The organism is Pediococcus acidilactici DSM 20284 (assembly GCF_000146325.1).
Taxonomy (GTDB): Bacteria; Bacillota; Bacilli; order Lactobacillales; family Lactobacillaceae; genus Pediococcus; species Pediococcus acidilactici.
Genome location: NZ_GL397067.1, coordinates 1,372,023 through 1,393,833, shown reverse-complemented (window position 1 = coordinate 1,393,833; position 21,811 = coordinate 1,372,023). Strand labels below are relative to the sequence as shown.

10 protein-coding genes and 1 pseudogene are annotated in these 21,811 nt (G+C 44.3%); 2 read left to right on the top strand and 9 right to left on the bottom strand.

Annotated elements, in window-relative coordinates; genetic code table 11:
• Nucleotides 1–320 precede the first annotated feature (320 nt).
• Nucleotides 321–1,592, bottom strand: a complete 1,272-nt coding sequence (locus HMPREF0623_RS06730) for a cation:dicarboxylate symporter family transporter (RefSeq protein ID WP_036671370.1) — start codon at nucleotides 1,590–1,592, stop codon at nucleotides 321–323.
• Between the two features lie 187 nt (nucleotides 1,593–1,779).
• Here HMPREF0623_RS06730 and HMPREF0623_RS06725 point away from each other — a divergent pair, with 187 nt between their 5' ends.
• Nucleotides 1,780–2,313, top strand: coding sequence for a GNAT family N-acetyltransferase (locus tag HMPREF0623_RS06725; RefSeq protein WP_002829277.1), 534 nt, complete (start codon nucleotides 1,780–1,782; stop codon nucleotides 2,311–2,313).
• Nucleotides 2,314–2,508: 195 nt separating this feature from the next.
• Here the strand turns inward: HMPREF0623_RS06725 and HMPREF0623_RS06720 are convergent, their stop codons facing one another.
• From HMPREF0623_RS06720 to trhA, 7 genes and pseudogenes are all read right to left on the bottom strand, one after another.
• A complete protein-coding gene (locus tag HMPREF0623_RS06720; RefSeq protein WP_004166445.1) occupies nucleotides 2,509–2,793 on the bottom strand; it encodes a helix-turn-helix domain-containing protein in 285 nt (94 codons plus the stop codon).
• Nucleotides 2,794–3,035: pseudogene (locus tag HMPREF0623_RS06715) on the bottom strand (type II toxin-antitoxin system RelE/ParE family toxin); the annotation flags it as partial. It abuts the gene before it with no gap.
• Nucleotides 3,036–3,352: 317 nt separating this feature from the next.
• Nucleotides 3,353–12,445, bottom strand: a complete 9,093-nt coding sequence (locus HMPREF0623_RS06710) for a KxYKxGKxW signal peptide domain-containing protein (RefSeq protein WP_004166443.1) — start codon at nucleotides 12,443–12,445, stop codon at nucleotides 3,353–3,355.
• An 838-nt stretch (nucleotides 12,446–13,283) separates the two neighbouring features.
• Complete coding sequence (locus HMPREF0623_RS06705) at nucleotides 13,284–14,075, bottom strand: Ig-like domain-containing protein (RefSeq protein ID WP_004166441.1); 792 nt, start codon at nucleotides 14,073–14,075, stop codon at nucleotides 13,284–13,286.
• A 13-nt stretch (nucleotides 14,076–14,088) separates the two neighbouring features.
• Entirely contained in the window at nucleotides 14,089–14,931 is an 843-nt protein-coding gene (locus tag HMPREF0623_RS06700) for a lipid-binding SYLF domain-containing protein (RefSeq protein WP_004166440.1), read from the bottom strand.
• 321 nt (nucleotides 14,932–15,252) lie between these two features.
• Nucleotides 15,253–19,584 carry an Ig-like domain-containing protein gene (locus HMPREF0623_RS06695; protein ID WP_036671363.1) on the bottom strand — a complete coding sequence of 1,444 codons (4,332 nt, stop codon included), beginning with the start codon at nucleotides 19,582–19,584 and terminating at the stop codon, nucleotides 15,253–15,255.
• A gap of 421 nt (nucleotides 19,585–20,005) precedes the next feature.
• Nucleotides 20,006–20,644: a PAQR family membrane homeostasis protein TrhA gene (trhA, locus tag HMPREF0623_RS06690; RefSeq protein ID WP_004166439.1), complete on the bottom strand. Its 639-nt coding sequence runs from the start codon at nucleotides 20,642–20,644 to the stop codon at nucleotides 20,006–20,008.
• A gap of 123 nt (nucleotides 20,645–20,767) precedes the next feature.
• Here trhA and HMPREF0623_RS06685 point away from each other — a divergent pair, with 123 nt between their 5' ends.
• Nucleotides 20,768–21,220 carry a DUF1836 domain-containing protein gene (locus HMPREF0623_RS06685; protein ID WP_004166438.1) on the top strand — a complete coding sequence of 151 codons (453 nt, stop codon included), beginning with the start codon at nucleotides 20,768–20,770 and terminating at the stop codon, nucleotides 21,218–21,220.
• A gap of 181 nt (nucleotides 21,221–21,401) precedes the next feature.
• On the opposite strand, the gene HMPREF0623_RS06680 is transcribed toward HMPREF0623_RS06685, so the two are convergent.
• A complete protein-coding gene (locus tag HMPREF0623_RS06680; protein WP_004166436.1) occupies nucleotides 21,402–21,722 on the bottom strand; it encodes a DMT family transporter in 321 nt (106 codons plus the stop codon).
• Nucleotides 21,723–21,811: the final 89 nt, after the last annotated feature.

Genomic DNA, 21,811 nt, shown 5'->3' with positions numbered 1-21,811 from the left:
TAGATTCAAAATGGAAGTATATTTCCATTTTGAATCATTGAAAGCAAACTAAAGGGGCCTTCCTGCTCTTGGTTTAATTGGCTATGCTGCATAGCCGAAACGTGCTCCGAAACCCAACTTCTTCCGGTTAATAAAATCCCGCCGTCAATCGCCTAAATCGCATTGTACCTCAATTCCGTTACGCTTCTCTGCTGCGTAGTCAAAATGAGCTCCAGCCCCTAGCTTCTTCCGGTTAACCAAAATAGGGAACCAATCGCCTAAATCGCGATTAGTTCCCTATTTCCGTTAATCCTCAAAAGCTGCCCAGGGGCTTCCGCTCTCTACAGATTTCCCACATACTTCCGGTGTTTTTCTTCGTCAAATTCGCCTTCGGACTTGCCCATTATGATGGCTGCCAACGAATTTCCTACTACGTTTACTGCCGTCCGGCCCATATCGATGATCCGGTCCACACCAGCGATGAAGGTCAACCCGCTCATCGGTACGCCAATCGTTGCTACGGTTGCTAGAAGCACTACGAAGGACGCCCCGGGTACCCCGGCCATTCCCTTCGAAGTAATCATCAAGACTACCAACAACGTAATCTGGTGACCGAGCGTCAAATGAATTCCGTACGCCTGTGCTAAGAACAGCGCACCGACCGCCTGGTAAATTGCCGAGCCGTCGAGGTTAAATGTGTACCCTGTGGGGATTACGAAAGAAACGATTCCTTGGCTCACCCCGTATTTTTGCATTTTATCAATCATTTTTGGTAAGGCTGCTTCCGAACTAGCCGTCGAAAACGCCAAAATCAACTCGTTTTTAATAACTTTCAGGAGTTCAAAGAAGTTGATGTTGTGGAACTTCGCAACTAAGCCAAGTACCACAAGCACAAAGAAAAGCATTGCCACGTAAGTAATTAAAACGAACAGTCCCAACGGCTTTAGGGCATCAATTCCCATTTGGGCAATCGTCACGCCAATCAACGCGCAGACCCCAATTGGTGAAAAGTGCATGATCCAGTTGGTAACTTTAAACATAACTTCTTGCACAGCGGTAAGTGCATCAATCAAAATCTGCCCCTGCTTGCCAATGGCCGTTAATCCTAAGCCAAAAAGCACGGAGAAGAAGATGACCGGCATCATGTTTCCTTCAGCCAGCGATGAAAAAATATTCGTCGGGATAATGTTCATCAACGTGGCCCAAATTCCACTGTTGGATTTGGCTGCTTTAGCCGTCTCCACGTAAGAACTGATATCCGTACTTTGCAGGCTGTGAATGTCGATATACGTTCCCGGATGAAAAACGTTAGCAAAAATCATTCCGACAATTAACGCAATCGTGGTCAAAACTTCGAAGTATATCAAAGTCTTCAACCCGACGCGGCCAAGTTCACTAACGTCACCCATTCCGGCGATTCCAACGGTCAGACAAGATACCACGATCGGCAAAACAATCATTTGAATCATGTGGATGAACATGGTTCCTAGATTTTGCATGACCGTGATAGCAACTTGATTATGGTAAAAACTAGCGCCTAAAACGACTCCCAAGATTAGACCAATGAGGATTTGCCAACCGAGGGTTAATCTCCAGTTCCGAACTTTCTTCATGCTACCACCCCTAAATTCTTTACTATCTACATATATTAGCATATTTAATGGGTTAATATTAGCCTTGAATTTTCCCAAATAGGAAATATATTAAATGAATTCGTTTTCACCAAAAATTTTAGGGTGACATCTCTGCGAAATTGGGTTAGAATTATTTTTTCAGAAAAAGAAAATGGAGACGGGAATTATGACAACATCTTATTTGCGTAGAGCAACTAAGGCTGATTTACCAGCCATTTTAACAATTATTAATGAAGCTAAGGCTTATTTGAAGGAACAGGGAATCAACCAGTGGCAGGCTGGCTACCCTACTAACCAAGACATTGAGAAAGATATTGAGCAACAAATTAGTTATGTATTAATGGTCGATGGACAGATTGCTGGTACGGCCGCATTGTGGCCAGATAACGATGTTAACTACGACGATATCCAGGAAGGTAGTTGGCGGGGCAACCCTGATGACAAATATATGTCAATTCACCGGATTGCGATTTCATCGAAGTTCCGCGGTCAACGTCTATCTGAGAAGATGATGCAAGGTCTCTTCACCATTAGTTCTTTACTTGGTTACGACGAAGTTCGCGTCGATACCCACCCGCTTAACAAGGGGATGCAAAAAGTTATTACCAACAATGGATTTGAGTATCGTGGGATTATTGACTTCATTGACGAAAACGAAGTTGATAATAAACGCTTTGCCTACCAATTGTATTTAAAATAGAATAATATTTAAAAAGCGTCGATTAGTCCAAACGGGCCGATCGACGTTTTTTGTATTGCATTTCCAAACACTTTTCTTCCTATTATATAAAGCCCTCTTTTTGACTCCCCCCAAAAAATCAACCATGACGAAGATTTTCAGCAAGAAGTAAATGTCCGTATCTGTAGTGATAGGCTCTTTTAATGACTTTTATTCTTAATGGACAGGCTCAAACTGGATAGTCAGTCTTTGCTTGGTTGCCTTTGCAATGTCTGAAAGCATCTTGGTTGAAGCATTCATATTACCGTTCTCAATTCTTGCAACAGTAGATTGTGGTTTTCCAATCACCTGGGCAAATTCTCGTTGTGTTAACCCCATATCTTCCCTTAAAGAACGCACCTTTATCGCTACTTCCAAATTAATGTCTTCTTGTTCAACTTGCTTAGCAAAATCAGCGTCTTGTGCACTTCTTTTTTCGATATATTCATCAATTTTACTCATCTATGATTCCTCCTTTTTAAAATAAAGTGTCCTTCTATCTCTAGCAATTTTTTTCTCACTAGCTGGTGTCTTTTGTGACTTTTTGATAAACCCATTTGTAATGATGTATTTATTATCTTTGAATTGAAAGTAAATTGCCCGTTGGATATTAGAAGCCCATTTGGAGCGGATCTCATATAAATTTTTTCCAATTTTTTTGTCCATTTTTGCCTCTCTGCTACGTGTAGTCCATACGTTTCAATCATAGTAGTCAAACTCTATCCTTTTCATGTTTTTATGATAGCGTACATGCTATCACAAACCAAAAAAGCACCTCCAAGTTTTAAGTTTCCTTGATTACTTTGGCTCTAGAATAACAAGTGTAGATGAACAGTAAAAGAACTGTTTGTCGACAATTTTTCATCTTGAATTTACACTTTCAGTGCAACAAAAAATACCTGCCGCTAGCGATAGGTATCACCTACCACTAACCACAGGTATTTTTTAAATCTTAGAGATGTCTCTTAATCGTTGATTAAAGAGCTTTTCTTAACTTAGTTTCTAGCTTTAAAGTCGACGATTATTCTTCATCGTGACGTTTACGCTTCTTACCAAGACCGAAGAGTCCAAGTAATCCACCAACTAATCCAACTGTACCAGCTGCACGAGCACTAGCGTTATCTTCCTCACCAGTTTGTGGTAAGCGTTCTGCACTATTTGTTCCGCCATTAGAACTATTTGCGCCGCTGCCACCATTATCTTGTGCAAGGTCGACACTGCCGTCACCTTGGCCGTTGCCTGGTTGATATCCGGTATCTACTAGGCCAGCTCCGCCGTTGCCGGTATTGCCATTGCCGCCGTTAGTACCGTTACCTGTGCCGTTGCCAGCACCACCATTCCATGTTCCATCACCTGAGCCATTCGAACCATTGCCTTGGTCAGTTCCGTTATTATTTCCAGAACCGTTATTCGAGTTGTCGCCAGCGCCATTGTTGGAGCCGCCGTTGTTCGAATCAGAACCTGAGCCATTGTTCGAGCCGCCGTTATCGGAGTCAGAGCCGGAACCGTTGTTAGAGCCATCGTTGTTCGAGTCGGAATCGGATCCGTTATTCGAGCCATCGTTGTTCGAGTCAGAGCCTGAGCCATTATCTGAACCACCGTTGTTCGAGTCGGAATCAGATCCGTTATTCGAGCCATCGTTGTTCGAGTCAGAACCTGAGCCATTATCTGAACCACCGTTGTTCGAGTCAGAGCCTGAGCCGTTGTTTGAACCACCGTTGTTCGAGTCGGAATCAGATCCGTTATTCGAGCCACCGTTGTTCGAGTCAGAGCCTGAGCCGTTGTTTGAACCACCGTTGTTCGAGTCGGAATCAGATCCGTTATTCGAGCCACCGTTGTTCGAGTCGGAATCAGATCCGTTATTCGAGCCACCGTTGTTCGAGTCGGAATCAGATCCGTTGTTTGAACCACCGTTGTTCGAGTCAGAGCCTGAGCCGTTGTTTGAACCGCCGTTGTTCGAGTCGGAACCAGAATCGCTATCATGCTTGTCCGATGCTGAGCGGGATTCGCTATCGTTCTTATCAGATGCGGAACGCGATTCACTATCTTGTTTATCTGAAGCGGAACGGGATTCACTATCATCCTTATCAGATGCCGAGCGTGATTCACTATCTTGTTTATCAGAGATTGAAGTTGAACGAGAATCGCTATCTTCTTTATCTGATTGTGAAATTGAACGAGAGTCGCTATCACGTGAGTCTTGGTTATCTGATGTTGATGCTGAACGTGAATCACTATCTTCTTTATCCGATTGTGAAATCGAACGGGATTCACTATCGCGTGAGTTCTGGTTGTCAGAAATCGAAGCCGAGATTGATTCACTTTCATGCTTATCGGAGGTTGAGCGTGATTCGCTGTCTTCCTTATCAGATTCTGAAACTGAACGACTATCTTGCTTATCGGATGTCGAACGAGATTCACTGTCTTCCTTATCCGATTGTGAAATCGAACGGGATTCGCTATCGCGAGAATCTTGGTTGTCAGATGTTGAAGCCGAACGTGAGTCACTGTCGTTCTTATCAGATGTTGAGCGAGATTCGCTATCTAACTTATCAGATGCGGAACGAGATTCACTGTCTTCCTTATCCGATTGTGAAATCGAACGAGATTCACTATCACGTGAGTTTTGGTTATCGGATGTTGAAGCCGAGATCGATTCACTTTCGTGCTTATCTGAGTCTGAACGGCTTTCGCTGTCTTCCTTATCCGATTGTGAAATCGAACGAGATTCACTATCACGGGAGTTTTGGTTGTCTGATATTGAAGCCGAACGCGAGTCACTGTCAATCTTATCAGATGCTGAGCGAGATTCGCTGTCTAACTTATCAGATGCGGAACGCGATTCGCTATCTTCCTTGTCGGATTCAGAAACTGAACGACTATCTTGCTTATCAGATGTTGAACGCGATTCGCTGTCTTCCTTATCCGATTGTGAAATCGAGCGGGATTCGCTATCACGAGAATCTTGGTTATCGGATGTTGAAGCCGAACGTGAATCACTATCATCCTTATCCGATTGCGAAATCGAACGAGATTCACTATCACGGGAGTTTTGGTTGTCTGATTCAGAAGCCGAAATTGATTCACTTTCGTGCTTATCTGAGTCTGAACGGCTTTCGCTATCTTCCTTGTCGGATTGTGAAATCGAACGGGATTCGCTGTCCCGTGAATTTTGGTTATCCGATTCAGATGCTGAAATCGATTCACTTTCATGCTTATCTGAGTCTGAACGAGATTCACTGTCTTCTTTATCTGATTCAGAAACCGAACGACTGTCGTCTTTATCCGATTGTGAAATCGAGCGAGATTCACTGTCGCGTGAGTTTTGATTGTCAGATTCGGAAGCTGAAATCGATTCACTCTCTTGTTTATCTGAGGTTGAACGGCTTTCGCTGTCTTCCTTATCAGATTGTGAAATCGAACGACTTACACTATCGCGTGAGTCCTGATTGTCAGATGTTGAAGCGGAACGGGAGTCACTATCGTTCTTATCAGATGTCGAACGCGATTCACTATCTTGTTTATCAGATGCTGAAATCGATTCGCTGTCTTGCTTATCTGAGGTTGAACGGCTTTCGCTGTCTTCCTTATCAGATTGCGAGATTGAGCGGGATTCACTATCACGTGAGTTTTGGTTATCCGATTCAGATGCCGAAATCGATTCACTTTCATGCTTATCGGAAGTTGACTTCGATTCACTATCTTGTTTGTCGGATGCGGAACGGCTTTCGCTATCTTCTTTATCAGATTGTGAAATCGAGCGGGATTCGCTATCACGAGAATCTTGATTATCTGACGTTGAAGCTGAACGTGATTCACTATCCTGCTTGTCTGAGGTCGAACGGCTTTCACTATCTTCCTTATCAGATGCCGAAATTGATTCACTATCATGCTTATCAGATGTTGACTTCGATTCACTGTCGTCCTTATCCGATTGTGAAATCGAGCGGGATTCGCTATCCCGGGAATCTTGGTTATCGGATGTTGATGCCGAACGGGATTCACTTTCTTGTTTGTCAGATGTTGACTTCGATTCGCTATCATCCTTATCCGATTGTGAAATCGAGCGGGATTCGCTATCCCGGGAATCTTGATTATCGGATGTCGATGCTGAACGCGATTCACTCTCTTGTTTGTCAGATGTTGACTTCGATTCACTGTCATCCTTATCCGATTGTGAAATCGAACGGGATTCGCTATCCCGGGAATCTTGGTTGTCAGATTCAGATGCCGAAATTGATTCGCTTTCGTGCTTATCAGATGTCGACTTCGATTCGCTATCATCCTTATCTGATTGTGAAATCGAACGACTTTCGCTATCACGGGAGTCTTGGTTATCGGATGTCGAAGCGGAACGTGAGTCACTATCGTTCTTATCAGATGTCGAACGGGATTCGCTGTCTTCCTTATCGGATGCCGAGATTGATTCACTATCATGCTTATCAGATGTCGACTTCGATTCACTATCGTCCTTATCCGATTGTGAAATCGAACGGGATTCGCTATCACGAGAATCTTGATTATCGGATGTTGAGGCCGAACGACTTTCACTTTCTTCTTTGTCAGATTGTGATGCGGAGCGGCTTTCGCTATCGCGTGAATTTTGGTTGTCAGATTCAGATGCCGAAATTGATTCGCTTTCGTGCTTATCGGAAGTTGACTTCGATTCACTATCATCCTTGTCAGATTGTGATGCCGAACGAGACTCGCTATCACGAGAATCTTGATTATCGGATGTTGAGGCCGAACGACTTTCACTTTCTTCCTTATCGGATTGTGATGCGGAGCGGCTTTCGCTATCGCGTGAATTTTGATTATCTGAGTTCGATGCCGAAATTGATTCACTTTCGTGCTTATCGGAGGTTGAGCGTGATTCACTGTCTTCCTTATCAGATTGTGAAATCGAACGAGATTCACTATCTTGAGAATCTTGATTATCGGATGTTGAGGCCGAACGGCTTTCGCTATCCTGCTTGTCAGATGTCGACTTCGATTCACTATCCTGCTTGTCAGATGCTGACTTCGATTCGCTGTCATCCTTGTCAGATTGTGAAATCGAACGACTTTCGCTATCACGAGAGTCTTGATTATCGGACGTTGAAGCCGAACGGGATTCACTATCTAACTTATCTGAAGTTGATTTCGATTCACTATCCTGCTTGTCAGATGTTGACTTCGAATCACTGTCATCCTTATCCGATTGCGAAATTGAACGCGATTCGCTGTCTCGTGAATTTTGATTATCCGAGTTCGAAGCTGAAATTGATTCACTTTCATGCTTGTCAGATGTCGACTTCGATTCGCTATCATCCTTATCCGATTGCGAAATCGAACGACTTTCACTATCACGGGAGTCTTGGTTATCGGATGTCGAAGCGGAACGTGAGTCACTATCATTCTTGTCAGATTGCGAGATCGAACGAGAATCGCTGTCTTGCTTATCTGAGGTTGATGTTGACTTCGAATCACTGTCATTCTTATCCGATTGTGAAGTCGAACGAGATTCACTATCCCGGGAGTCTTGATTGTCGGATGTTGATGCTGACTTCGAATCACTATCGTTCTTATCTGATTGCGAAATCGAGCGCGATTCACTATCCCGGGAGTTTTGGTTATCCGATTCGGATGCCGAGATTGATTCACTTTCATGCTTATCGGATGTCGAACGGGATTCGCTATCATCCTTATCCGATTGGGAAATCGAACGACTTTCGCTATCACGGGAGTCTTGGTTATCGGAGGTCGAAGCGGAACGTGAGTCACTGTCATTCTTATCAGATTGCGAAATTGAACGCGATTCGCTATCCCGGGAGTCTTGATTGTCAGACGTTGATGCTGACTTCGAATCACTATCGTTCTTATCCGATTGTGATGTCGAACGAGATTCACTATCCCGGGAGTTTTGGTTATCCGATTCGGATGCCGAGATTGATTCACTTTCATGCTTATCGGATGTCGAACGGGATTCGCTATCATCCTTATCCGATTGCGAAATTGAACGTGATTCGCTATCTTGTGAGTCTTGATGATCAGACGTTGATGCTGAACGTGATTCGCTATCATGTTTGTTAGATTCTGACTTCGATTCACTGTCTTGTTTATCAGATGTCGACTTCGATTCACTATCTTCCTTATCCGATTGCGAAATCGAGCGGGATTCGCTATCCCGGGAGTCTTGGTTGTCTGATGTTGATGCTGACTTCGATTCACTGTCGTCCTTATCCGATTGCGAAATCGAGCGCGATTCACTATCTCGGGAATCTTGATTGTCAGAGTTCGAAGCTGACTTAGAATCGCTATCTTGTTTGTCAGAAGTTGAGGCTGACTTCGATTCACTTTCTACCTTATCGGATTCTGATTTTGATTCACTTTCTTGCTTATCGGAAGTGGATTTCGATTCACTTTCTTGCTTATCTGAGGTCGAGGCTGACTTCGATTCACTGTCTTGCTTGTCGGAGGCCGATGTTGAACGACTTTGACTATCACGAGAATCTTGGCTATCTGACTTCGAAGCGGAACGGGATTCACTATCTTGTTTATCAGACGTCGACTTCGATTCACTTTCTTCCTTATCCGATTGCGAAATCGAACGGGATTCGCTATCTTGTGAATTTTGGTTGTCCGAGTTCGAAGCCGAAATTGATTCACTTTCATGCTTATCGGATGTCGACTTCGATTCACTTTCTTCTTTATCAGATTGCGAAATTGAACGAGATTCACTGTCTTGTGAGTCTTGGTGATCAGAGGTCGAGGCTGACTTCGATTCACTTTCTTGCTTGTCGGAAGTTGACTTCGATTCACTGTCGTCCTTATCCGATTGCGAAATTGAACGCGATTCACTATCTTGTGAATTTTGGTTGTCGGATGTTGATGCAGAACGGCTTTCGCTGTCGTGCTTATCCGAATCTGACGCTGACTTCGACTCACTTTCATGCTTGTCGGATTCTGATTTTGATTCACTTTCTTGCTTATCGGAAGTGGATTTCGATTCACTTTCTTGCTTGTCTGAGGTCGAGGCTGATTTCGATTCACTGTCTTGCTTGTCTGAGGTCGATGTTGAACGACTTTGACTATCACGGGAATCTTGGCTATCTGACTTCGAAGCAGAACGCGATTCACTATCATGCTTATCGGATTCTGACTTCGATTCACTATCGTGCTTGTCAGACGTCGACTTCGATTCACTTTCTTCTTTATCTGATTGCGAAATCGAACGCGATTCACTGTCTTGTGAGTCTTGATGATCAGAAGTCGAGGCTGACTTCGATTCGCTATCGTGTTTATCCGATTGTGAGATCGAACGCGATTCGCTGTCTCGGGAGTCTTGGTTGTCCGAGTTCGAAGCTGACTTCGATTCGCTTTCTTGCTTATCAGAGGTTGACTTCGATTCACTGTCATCTTTGTCTGATTGCGAAATCGAACGAGATTCACTTTCGTGTTTATCCGAATCCGACTTCGATTCACTTTCGTGTTTATCGGATTCTGATTTCGACTCACTGTCGTGCTTGTCAGACGTCGACTTCGATTCACTGTCATCCTTGTCAGATTGGGAAGCTGACTTCGATTCACTGTTATCTTTGTCTGATTGTGATGTCGAACGGCTTTGACTATCACGGGAATCTTGGCTATCTGACTTCGAAGCGGAACGAGATTCACTATCGTGCTTGTCAGATTCTGACTTCGATTCGCTGTTATTCTTATCGGATTCTGACCTCGAACGCGAGTCATCATCGTTCTTATCTGACGTTGAGGCTGATACTGAACGCGAGTCATTGTCGTTTTTATCCGACGTAGATGTTGATACTGAACGCGAGTCATTGTCATTCTTATCCGACGTAGAAGTTGATATTGAGCGTGAATCATCATCATTCTTGTTCGACGTTGACGTCGATTCGCTATCATCCTTATCTGAGATCGATGTTGATATCGAGCGTGAATCATCATCATTCTTGTTCGACGTTGACGCCGATTCGCTATCGTTCTTATCCGACGTCGATGTTGATATTGAGCGTGAATCATCATCATTCTTGTTCGACGTTGACGTCGATTCACTGTCTTGCTTATCCGACGTTGAGGTTGATATCGAACGTGAATCATCATCATTCTTGTTCGACGTTGACTTCGATTCGCTATCGTTCTTATCCGAGATTGACGCTGAACGTGAGTCATCATCGTTCTTATTCGACATCGAAGCACTCGTACTCATACTACCGTAGTTATCATCAACTGTAACCGTAACCGTAGTTGATACCTTGTCTCCGGTTAGTTTATCCGTAAATGAGATTTCAACTGAGTATACCCCCGCATGATCCCAGTCAACATGACTAAAATCTGCTTCAAAACCTGATGCTCCGGATCCGTCAGCGTTCTTTCCTGAGGGATTTAAATCATCAACTGTTAGGTGTGGGCCTTGTCCAACCGTGTAGGTGGCATTATCACCATGAATCTCTTCCTGGTTACGTAAAACAGTGACCGTTACAGTAGTCGAGGTTGTTTCACCAGTTGTTAAATCTTTATATATGATCTCAATATTTTCATAAACGCCTGCTTTGTTCCAATTAATCTTACTCGAATCCCAATAAACTCCAACATTAGGATCACCAGGATGAAGATCAGTTTTTCCTGCACCATTAGTAAGACTGTCTACAAAATCACCAATATCTAAAGGATGACCTTCGTACGTACTATTATCTTTACCTGTGATATTAATGTGTGAAACAACGGTAACAGTAATATCAACTGTTTTCGTTTGTAACGTAGCAGGATCGTAGTAAGTAATCGTTACGGGATAGACGCCACCCTTATTCCAGTTCTCGTCATACATGTCCCACTTTAGGTTCCCAACGTCACCAGGGTTTCCGTTAGCGTCAGTGAATTCTGCGACCCCTTTGCTTATATCAACCGGGTTGCCTACGACTGTAGTGATATCCTGACCAACTAATTTGGTTTGGTCATCTTGATGCTTATAGAACCACTGTATTTGAACTGCCGTGATAGTCGTATTACCGACGATATGTTCCTTATAAAAATCACTGTTCCTGATCCAATTGTTAAGATCGTCGATACTAGTAGCAGTTTTCGCATATTCTAAAAAAGCAACTTTAAAATCCGTTAAAGGCTGTCCAGAAGCGTCGCCGTCCATAGCTATTGATATTGCCGTCAGGCCCAGATCTAGCACATAGTGTGCGTCGGTACGAGGAGCGGTAATCATGATGGCGTCTTCAAGATCACGATAGTCAGTGTCATCGGCAAAAATTTGCTCACCAGTATCTTCGTCCCAATATACCGTATGGTGTTCGATAGGTGTATCCGATGTACGCTTTGAGTCGATTTTTTCCGCAGAACGGGACAACGAATCTACCATACTCTGACTAATCGACAGCGACTGCTTTGCGGCCTCTAACGAGCGACTTTGCTTCGCTGAATCCGTAGCTGATTTAACGGCTGATAAACTTTGGGAACTTTGGTTGTTGCTTGCGTCCGTAGAAGCTTTACTTTGGGGATCCGTTTTTGACTGGGATCCTTGACTAGCGTTCTTAGCTTGGTTAGCACTAGCTGTATCTTGTTTAGTTGTTGAAGCAGCTTGGGAGCCCTTAGTGCTCGTTTGGCTAGCTGACTTCGCTTTTGTTGACGAAGTGGTTGATTGTTTAACAGTCTTTTCGCTAGCTTTTTGTTGGCTCGCTGCCTTGGCTGCTGCTTGACTTTGGCTAGCCTTTTGTTGACTCGCACTAGCGTCCTGAGCCGCCTTTAAGGATGCACTTAAACTAGCTGAGCCAGCCTTGCTAGCTGCTTGACTGGCACTGGTTTGTGCATTTTGTTTAGCGGCTGAAGTTGAATTGGTTACACTATTGTGCGTTGAGTTAGTACTTTGCGAGTTTGCAGCACTCGTCGAACCCGGAATCGTCGCACTGGTCTTGGTTGCGAGGAGGTTCTTCGATTTACTGAGATCAAGGTTCGCCCCCCTAGGGGTTTCATCCGCACTAGCGATCGTGGTGGATCCCGCACCAAAAAGGCCGGCTACAATTCCCATTCCGGCAAAGAACCACTGTTTACCGTTTTTGTACATTTTGTAATGCTTTTTCTCATTAACATTCCATATTTTTCTCTTAGACATTAACTTCCTCCATTATTAATTAGGCAATTCCCTTTTTCATCTCGTATGTAACTTAAATCAGGAAATCGTTTTCGCCTTTGTCACTACCATTGGTCACTTTCTGTTAGTTCTGACCACTACTTAACCTACTTAAAACTGTACTTGCCTATTATTGAATCACTTAGAAAAATAACCTTTACCGTTACCAAAACTCAACCAAATCCCGTCCTTACAATCCCGGGACCGGACGCGAAGGTTCCTCGACGGCAAAAATCGTTTAAAAATTTCGTCATTATTCGCAATTTCTCGGTAATTACCGTCTCGGACATCTAAAGCCACTCCTTTCCGTATTTATAAGTAGGCCATTTGCCTCACCTCAAAGTGTAAACGGAACTAGTCATCTTAGTTTCCCAATTTTTATCAAACAAGGTACGTTTTTTAAAAATCGATAGACTGAAATATCAACGGGATATAACATCGTGTAAAATCCTTCCACTTTTTTGACACCACTGCGGTTCCTGTCACTCGCTAATTCTATGTTGCCAACTAATCAGGGATTATTTTACAGATTCTTTTTGCACGGATCCTACCGATAGTGATCTTTATCCAACGATAATTAACAAAAAAACAGTAAATTAACCATCACCGTCCTTTAAAGTAAACCCTATTAATTTTTATACTTAGCTTTAAGGTACACCGTTAACGTTGCTTTTTATTCTCACTTTTTTCTTTATTTAGTTAAATGTCGACACAAATAAGGGTAAGACACACAAAAAGAGCTAGGAAGTCGATTTCTTAATCGAAATCGCTCCCTAGCTCTTTACCCCCATAAAACATTCCGTTCGTTATAACTTTTTCATTACTCGGTTACCGTAACTTGGACAGGCTCACTTAACACATCGTCCAGCGTGCTCTGGTAAACCTCAAGTACGTCGTTAGCTTCTAGCTCAACGTTGATTGGCACGAGGACTACCCAATTTCCAAATTGATCGACCGGCCCAGTTCCCAGCGGCCGGTTACTTCCGTCAGCTTCCTTTAGATAGATCTTAATTATCTTACCGGGTTCACCTTGCCCAGTGATACTTTGCGTACCTGCTTTAACCGCATTTACAGCGGGGCGCGGCACCTCTGCTTGTTTAGCTTCTACCGTAGTTTGTGTGCCCTTGACTTGAGCGCCTTCCCCTTGGTAGGCAAAAAGTACGTCCCCCTCGCACAAATCCTGTTGACTAGCATCTATCAGCCATCTGCCGAGGAAGTCCACCGTTGTGTTACCAATCAAGAGCGGCGGTTCACCAGCCGGAGTATCTTTAAGAACATTGATTTCCGTACCCGGCTCGCCAGTCCCGGTAATTACAGGATCTCCTTCTCGAACCACGTTAAAGGTCGGATCCGCAACTTCATCTTGGATAGTCGCGTTAAGCGAACTGCTATTTTGCGCTAAACTGGTTTGTCCCCCCATGGATCCAATTTTGGAAACTTGATGCGCCATTTCGGGACGCCACCCATGCTCGGGAGCCGCCCTTATTGACGCCTGTGCTTGACCGATGCTTAAACCCAGCAGCGCGATTCCCACGGTCAAAGCTCCAATCCCGGACTTTTTCACTTTTTTATTGTTCCATATTCCAGAGTGATCTTTAAAATTTAACCCCATTTGTAGCTCCTTATTAGCGATACATTATATGGTTTGTCCCTAATTCATCACTTCCTGCATAATCACCAATCAAATCCCAATTAATTGGACTTTCCGGATCAACTAGCGCCATTTTAAATAGGTAGTAATCAGTCGTGTCAGGAATCTCTTCCTCAAAGTCTGTGACTGCTTGTCCAAGATTGAAGTTAAGGAACGCCGTTGTGGTTTTACTTCCATATTCCAGACTCGCATCACCAACATTCAAAATTAAATTAGTACCATCATATGAAAAATCTTCATTCGTGTAGGTCCACATCATACCAAGCGGACCATTATTAATACTGCCATTTCCATTAAAATATTTTGTCCAACGGCCCGATTCATTAATTTTCTTAAACAAGCCGCGAAGTGGTTCCGGAACGCGAATTACTAAGTTGGCAAAGTCAAATTTGTTCGAGCCGCTTCCCGAATAATTAAATTGTAGCCCCCCACTATATGTACCGTCTCCATTTTTAAGTAATCCGTAATAAGCGCCGCCAGTAATGTTTAAATTACCTTTTTCTAAAGCATTAGTTAAGTTGGTTTTCTGCGTTGCGACGGTTTTTGTTTTATCAAGATTTTGGAAAATCGCGATCCCCCGACTTCGACCTTGTCGTGGTGCCTTAGTATACTCTGCGGCCTTGGTCGTAGTTTCGGTGCGGGGTGCGTTAATCGTCGCTGCCTTTGCTGAAGCATGGGATTGCACCACCCCCGCCCCAAACATTGCTAGCATTAATGCGGAAGCCAGAATCCAGCGCCTATTCCGCTTAACCATCGGATAATTATCAGCTTTACGATCCGTTCCGTTGCTAAAGTACTTTTTAAAACCCATATGCATTGGGAACCCTCCTATTCAACAGTTTAAAGTTATCGAAATCATTCGTTAGTCAAAATCTACCGCGTGCATCGTTTTCAACACTTGTTACCGCTTTCATAATAATCTTTATGGGGTTACTTGTCAACTGATATGAGATAAATCAAATCAATATAGTTTTATTTTTCACAATTAGTTTGCCGGAGGTGCAAGTCCCTCGCCCAAACGATTCAACATAATTATTCGAACACAAAAAAGCTAGGAAACCGATTTCCTGTGGAAATCGTTTCCTAGCTTCCTTACTCCCCCATAAAACTTATTCGTTCGTTATAACTTTCTCATTGCTTAACCCACAATAACTTCTGCTGGATCGCTTGAATCACCATCCGGTGTAGTTTGTACTGCTTGCACCGTATCACCAGCAGCTAAAACAACGTCATCTGGGACGTTAACCGTCCAGTCTCCATATTTGTCAACCGTCGCCGTTCCAATTGGGGTAGTCTTCCCGTTCGCATCCACTTTAACGACCGTTACGGTGTTGCCCTCTTTTCCACTACCCTTGATAACTTTAGCGCCCGGCTTAATTGGGTTCACTCCAGGTGCCGGAATATCTGCCTTCTTGGGTTGCACAGTCGTGGTAGTCGCATCACTAGTGTTTCCGTCTACGGTCTGGGTTGCCGAAACTTCGTCACCTGGTGTTAAGGTTACTCCGCTGGTGTCAACTGACCATTTTCCGTCGTCGCCAACCGTCACTGGTGGAAGGGGTTGTCCACCAACGGTTACGTTAACCGTGGCGCCTGGTTCACCAGTTCCAGTAATTGCCGGATCACCTTCCGTGACGTCGTTCATTCCGGGCGCCTTTACGGTTTCCTTAGCCTTTACGATTGTACTACCTTCCGGACCCTGCTGATCACCTCTGACTTGGTAAGCACGGAGCTCATCACCAGCAAACAAGCTTACTCGTCCAGTACTAAGCGTCCAGTTACCATCGCTGTCAACCGTGGTATGACCAATTACGATATCGTCAGCGCCGTTCGTTCCTTTGACGTAGACATAGACGGTATCACCGGCTTCGCCTTGTCCCTTAATGGTAGTATCGCCTTCCTTTACGTCGTTAAACGTTGGGGCCGGAACTTCTTCTGGTCTAGGCAGGACCGTGGTCGTGCCGTTTGGACTTTGTTGGTCGCCATTGGTTTGGTAAGCGTACAATTGATCACCTTCGTAAAGGTTAACCCGGCCGGTTGCTAAGGACCAAGTTCCGTCGTCGCCTACCGTGGTATGACCGATTAAGATGTCATCGCTACCGTTCGTGCCTTTGACGTAAACGTAGACCGTGTCACCGGCTTCACCCTTTCCAGTAATGGTGGTGTCGCCTTCCTTTACTCCATCGAAGGTTGGAGCTGGCAATTCTTCCGGTTTAGGAAGCACCGTAGTCGTACCGTTTGTACTTTGTTGGTCGCCATTGGTTTGGTAAGCGTAGAGTTGATCGCCCTCGAAGAGGTTAACCCGGCCCGTAGCTAATGACCAAGTTCCATCGGCCTTAACTGTTGCGTGGCCAACCAAGATGTCATCGCCGCCGTTCGTGCCCTTCACGTAGACATACACTGTGTCACCCGCTTCGCCTCGACCAGTGATGGTAGAAGCGCCTTCTCTTACTTCATCAAAGGTTGGTGCTGGAATCTCTTCTTGCTTAGGAAGTACCGTAGTCGTACCATTTGAACTTTGTTGGTCGCCATTGGTTTGGTAAGCGTAGAGTTGGTCACCTTCGTAGACGTTAACTCGTCCCGTGGCTACCGACCAAGTTCCATCGGCTCTAACTGTTGCGTGGCCAACCAAGATGTCATCGCCGCCGTTCGTGCCCTTCACGTAGACATACACTGTGTCGCCCGCTTCGCCTCGGCCTGTGATGGTGCTGGCACCTTCCCGTACGTTATCAAACGTTGGTGCCGGGATTTCTTCTGGCTTAGGAAGTACTGTTTGATAAGCCTTGTCACTGTCCATTCCACCACGACTTTGGATTGCATAAACGATCGTACCTTCCGTTAAGTTATAGAGGCTTGCGTCAACTTCCCAAGTTCCATCAGCTTTAACAGTTACAGTTTGACCAATTTGAGCATCGCCATTCTGGAAGTATACTCTAATTTCGTCACCAGCTACACCAGTTCCGGTAATGACTTTGTCACCTTCTGTGATTGGGTTGATGGCTGGTTTAGCAACTTCTTCGCGACCCTTTACGGTGCTGTAAACAGGTTCACTATCGACGTTATTACGAGTTTGAACGGCGTATACAACCGTACCCTCGGTCAAGTTATAGTGACTAGCATCTACCGACCAAGTTCCGTCAGCGCGTACGATTACGGTTTTACCTATTTGAACGTCGCCGTCTTCGAAGTATACTCTAATTTCGTCGCCAGCTTCACCCTTTCCGGTAATAACTTTATCACCCTCCGTAATGTCATTGATAACTGGTGCGTCAACTACTTCTTGGGCTTTTACAGCTACCGTAGCTTCATCACTAGTTACGTCATCGTAAGTTTGAGTAGCGGTGATCAAATCACCAGCATTTAATACTGAATGACTAGCATCGACTGTCCAAGTTCCGTCGGCTCCGACTATTGCCCGGCCAATTTCAGTATGGCTACCATTACCAAAGCGAACCACTACTTCTGCGCCTACTTTTCCGGTACCGGTGATTACTTTGTCGCCTTCGGTTACGTCGTGAATGACTGGTGCATCGACAACTACTTCAGGTAAAACAGTCGCATAAACTTTGTCACTCTTGCCATTACCCTTAGATTGGACAGCGTAAATTTGTTCACCTTCAACTAAGTTAAATTGACTTCCAATTCCCATTGACCAAGTGCCATCTGCTAATACAAGGGTTGTACCAATCAACTCATAATTTCCGTCTGCACCTGGAGCATAAACTTGAATACTGTCACCAGCTACCCCAGTACCAGTGATCGTCCGACTACCTGCGTGTGGTGCATTGATAGTTGGGTTGTCAATTACTTCTGGAGCCTCGGTAATTGTTACGATTGTTGCGGGACTTTCTTTGCCATTAACAGTTTGGATAACGCTAATTTGGCCACCGGCTTTTTGAGCTGGAATCTCAATGCTGTAGTTACCGTTTCTATCCGCATAGTCAGTAATTGTACTACCATTTTCTAGAGTGATGGTAATTTCTGCATTTGGTCTTGCAGTACCGGTTACCGTTGTTTGGTTATCATAGACGGGTTGCTCAACGAACGGCGCTTCTAACACATCCGTGTGTGGCATTAAATGATTGGTGTGTAGTGAAGCTCTTCCTGCGTAATCCCCAATTGCATGCCAATCAATAATATTGGACGGTTCAACCAACGCTGCCTCGAATAAATAATTATCGCTAGAATCCGGGATATCTAAGTCGAAATCAGTAACCGCTTGGCCAATATTAAAGTTAAAGTTAGCTAAGGTATCCTTTACTCCCAAGTCCGTGATTGCTGGATTCTTAAATACCAAATTTGTTCCATCAAATGAAATATCATCATTGGTGTAGTTACGCGTGATGTTAAAGACGTAGTCAATTGTGAACTTAATATTTCCAGTAAGATATTTAGTCCAATCCCCCGTTGCATTAATCCTATTAAAGAGATCAACTAGTTCTGCCGGAACTTTAATTCCAATGTTAGATTGTTCGCCTAATTGAGCTACCAAAGCTGAACCATGGTAAGTGAGCTCAAGGTTTCCGCTGTAAGTACCATCGCCATTGTCAATTAAGCCGCCTACTGCAGAACCGCTAATGTCTAAATTTCCATCTTCTAAAGCGGAACCGCCGGCACGTACATTACGATCTTTAGCCGTCTTATCCTTATCAACTTTTTGGTTCTTATCGACATCTTTAGCGTCAGTTTTTGCATCAACATCGGCCTTTGCCTTAGCTGCAGCATCATTATTGATGTCGTTTTGGTCATTTGTATCTAACCCTGAAGCTCCAATTTCGTCTGTGGACACGCCTTCTTTTTTAACTGAAGCGTCAGAGTTAGAAGCAGAAGAGTTGTCCGCTGGTTTAGCTGCTGAAGAGTTATTTGTTTGTGCTTTAGTATCTGCTGCTGGCTTAGCTGCTGAAGATGGTGCTGCGCTATCTGCCTTTGCAGTTTTTTGTTCATTTTTGCTTGCTGAAGCATCGTTCTTTTGTTCAGCTTTCGCTGCGCTGTTTGATGCGTCGGCTTTCTTTTGTTCAGCTTTAGTTGCTGAATCAGTTTTTGCTGCAGCGCTTGTTGCGGACTTGTCTGCTGCTGAATTTGCCGCCTTGGTTGGAGCTGCACTGCTGGCTGCTGAGCTTGGTGCTGCACTTTGTTCTTTCTTGACAGCGCTACCATTTTGCGTTGTAGACTGCGCTTCTTTGGCTGGTGTCGCTGCTTTTGGAGCTGCACTACTTGCTGATGTAGCTTCCTTAGCCGGTGTCACCACAGCACTTTGCGCCTCTTTAGCTTCGGCAACCTTGTGCACCATTTCAGTTTGCGGTTCGTTAACTGTATCCGCATGAGCAGCGGTGTCGGTCTGCATCATTCCCGCTCCCAGCATTGACAACATCAATGCGGAAGCGAAAACCCAGTGCTTATTTACCTTGTACATCTTGTAGTTCCCAATTTTACTATCTACCACGTCACGGTGGTTCTTTGGATTCTTATTCATCTTTGAATCCCCCCATTTTTCATTAATTTTAACTTATGGAGACATTACATTATCATTATAACTAGTTAATGCTATGTATTAGTTACCCCATCAGTTAATGTCTACATAATATTCTACATGGGGTTCATTGTCAAACGGTAAGATTGAATTTTTTATAAAAAAGTACCTTATTTCACAAAAGAATCACGTATAAAAGCCGTCATACCAAGGGTTCACGGTGACGAAAATTTTCAAAAAAATATTTTAGTCTGTTTTAGGTAAAACGTTTTAACAGTTCACCCTCACACTCTATTAATGAGGCACATCAAATTAAAACAACCTACCCCTTTTGGTAATTTGTAACGAAAGCGTAAACAAAAACGGAACCGTTATTTTAACCAGTTCCGTTTTCTTTTTAGTGTAGAATAAATATTCACCATTTTTAAATGTTTACGTAAATCGAAATAAACATCAACGTGGTTCCCGCCATTACGAAGAAGTGCCAAATCAAATGCAACCCGGGAATTTTAGGAAAGCTATAGATGATTGCCCCGACGGTGAAGGTCACCCCGCCGGCAACCAGTAGCCAAAAACCTAGCGGCGACAAGTTAGCGTAAAGGGTCTTCCCGGCCAGCAAACACAACCACCCCATCACCACGTAGATGGTCGTTTCTACTTTTTGGAAACGACCCTTACTTAAAATATGGGTGATAATTCCGGCAATTGCCATCGTCCAGATTGCGCTTAACATGATGATCCCGCTGCGCCGGTCTAAAAATATTATGCAATAAGGTGTATAAGTACCCGCAATCAGCAAGAAGATATTACTGTGGTCAATAATTTGAAAAATTCGCTTGGCCTTCGTGAACGCGAGGCAGTGGAACAGCGTCGATGCTAGGTACAACGCTAGAAGCGTTGCGCCATAAATGACGAGGCTGACGGTGTCCCGCGTCGGCAGCCCGTTCGAAATCGATTTCATAATTAACAAAGCGACCAGCCCGAGGCTCGCAACGAACGCGACCCCGTGGGTAATCGCATTCCAAATTTCATAAATTACTTGGCTTCTTTGAACTTTTTGCATTTTTAGTCCCCCATTTACCTACCTTGGATGACTTCATTATACATAGAATTGCATTCTACGTAAAGCGTAGTGATTATCTATTTGAGGTTGGTTTATGTTATGATATGTTTGGAGGTTTGTGCAATGAATACAGAAAAATACCAGCAGTGGTTGGCTGATTTTAAGCAACTTCGCTTACCGGATTACCACCAATTTCCCGACCTAGCACTCTACATGGACCAGGTCATCCAAGAAACCAACCGCTACCTAACGCCCATTTTACACGCCGAAGTCACCAAAACCATGATCAACAGCTACGTCAAGATGGGCTTAGTGCCCCACCCGCTCAAGAAAAAATATACCGCGGAGCACCTTGCGTTGATTATGATGATCAGCGTTTTGAAAACCAGCTTTAGTTTGGACACCATCAAATCGCTACTGGCAACCGACGAGGTCGAAGACCACTTCAACGAATTCGTCCGCATTTTCAATCACGAAATCGAACACCTCGACGAAGCCGTCCAATCTTTCTCACCTTTAGAGATGGCAATCCGCGCGGTACTTTATAAATTAATTTTGGAGCGCAAGCTGAGCTGAATGCCGGTTTGTGCTTTTTTTGGTACATGGGAGTGAGTGGTTCTACTGCTGCCGTAGCCGAAACGCGCGAAAAAGTCCAACTCTCTGCGGCTAACCAAATTGGGGGATCAATCGTCCAAACCACGATTAATCCCCCAATTCCGTTAGTCCTCAAGAGTTACCCGGACTTTGTCGCACTCTTTTATTTTCCACTCGTCACCTTTATTCCAACAATCCCGATCACTAGCAATGCTACAAACAGCCACGTAATTGCTGGGAGGCGGTCCCTAAAGCAGATTACCCCTACTAGAATTGAGCCCACTGCCCCAATTCCCGTCCAAATCGGGTACGCCAAACTTAATGGCAAGTGTTTTACCGCCAAGCCCAAAAAGGCAAAACTGAGGATCATCCCGACCACCGTCACTATGCTCGCCCCGAGTTGGCTGAACCCCTGGCTCATTTTCAGCGCCGTGGCCCACACCACTTCCAAAATCCCAGCAACCACCAAATATATCCACGTCATCAAAATCTCCTCCTAAACAAAAAAGGCATCTGTAAAGCTCTTCTCAGACCTAATGAGCTTTACACATGCCAACCACCCGGTGGTGATTT

Coding starts and splice junctions, on each gene's coding strand:
- HMPREF0623_RS06705 (WP_004166441.1), bottom strand. CDS start 14,075: ATGGGGTTAAATTTTAAAGATCACTCTGGAATATGGAACAATAAAAAA.
- HMPREF0623_RS06710 (WP_004166443.1), bottom strand. CDS start 12,445: ATGTCTAAGAGAAAAATATGGAATGTTAATGAGAAAAAGCATTACAAA.
- HMPREF0623_RS06720 (WP_004166445.1), bottom strand. CDS start 2,793: ATGAGTAAAATTGATGAATATATCGAAAAAAGAAGTGCACAAGACGCT.
- trhA (WP_004166439.1), bottom strand. CDS start 20,644: ATGCAAAAAGTTCAAAGAAGCCAAGTAATTTATGAAATTTGGAATGCG.
- HMPREF0623_RS06685 (WP_004166438.1), top strand. CDS start 20,768: ATGAATACAGAAAAATACCAGCAGTGGTTGGCTGATTTTAAGCAACTT.
- HMPREF0623_RS06700 (WP_004166440.1), bottom strand. CDS start 14,931: ATGCATATGGGTTTTAAAAAGTACTTTAGCAACGGAACGGATCGTAAA.
- HMPREF0623_RS06725 (WP_002829277.1), top strand. CDS start 1,780: ATGACAACATCTTATTTGCGTAGAGCAACTAAGGCTGATTTACCAGCC.
- HMPREF0623_RS06730 (WP_036671370.1), bottom strand. CDS start 1,592: ATGAAGAAAGTTCGGAACTGGAGATTAACCCTCGGTTGGCAAATCCTC.
- HMPREF0623_RS06695 (WP_036671363.1), bottom strand. CDS start 19,584: ATGAATAAGAATCCAAAGAACCACCGTGACGTGGTAGATAGTAAAATT.
- HMPREF0623_RS06680 (WP_004166436.1), bottom strand. CDS start 21,722: ATGACGTGGATATATTTGGTGGTTGCTGGGATTTTGGAAGTGGTGTGG.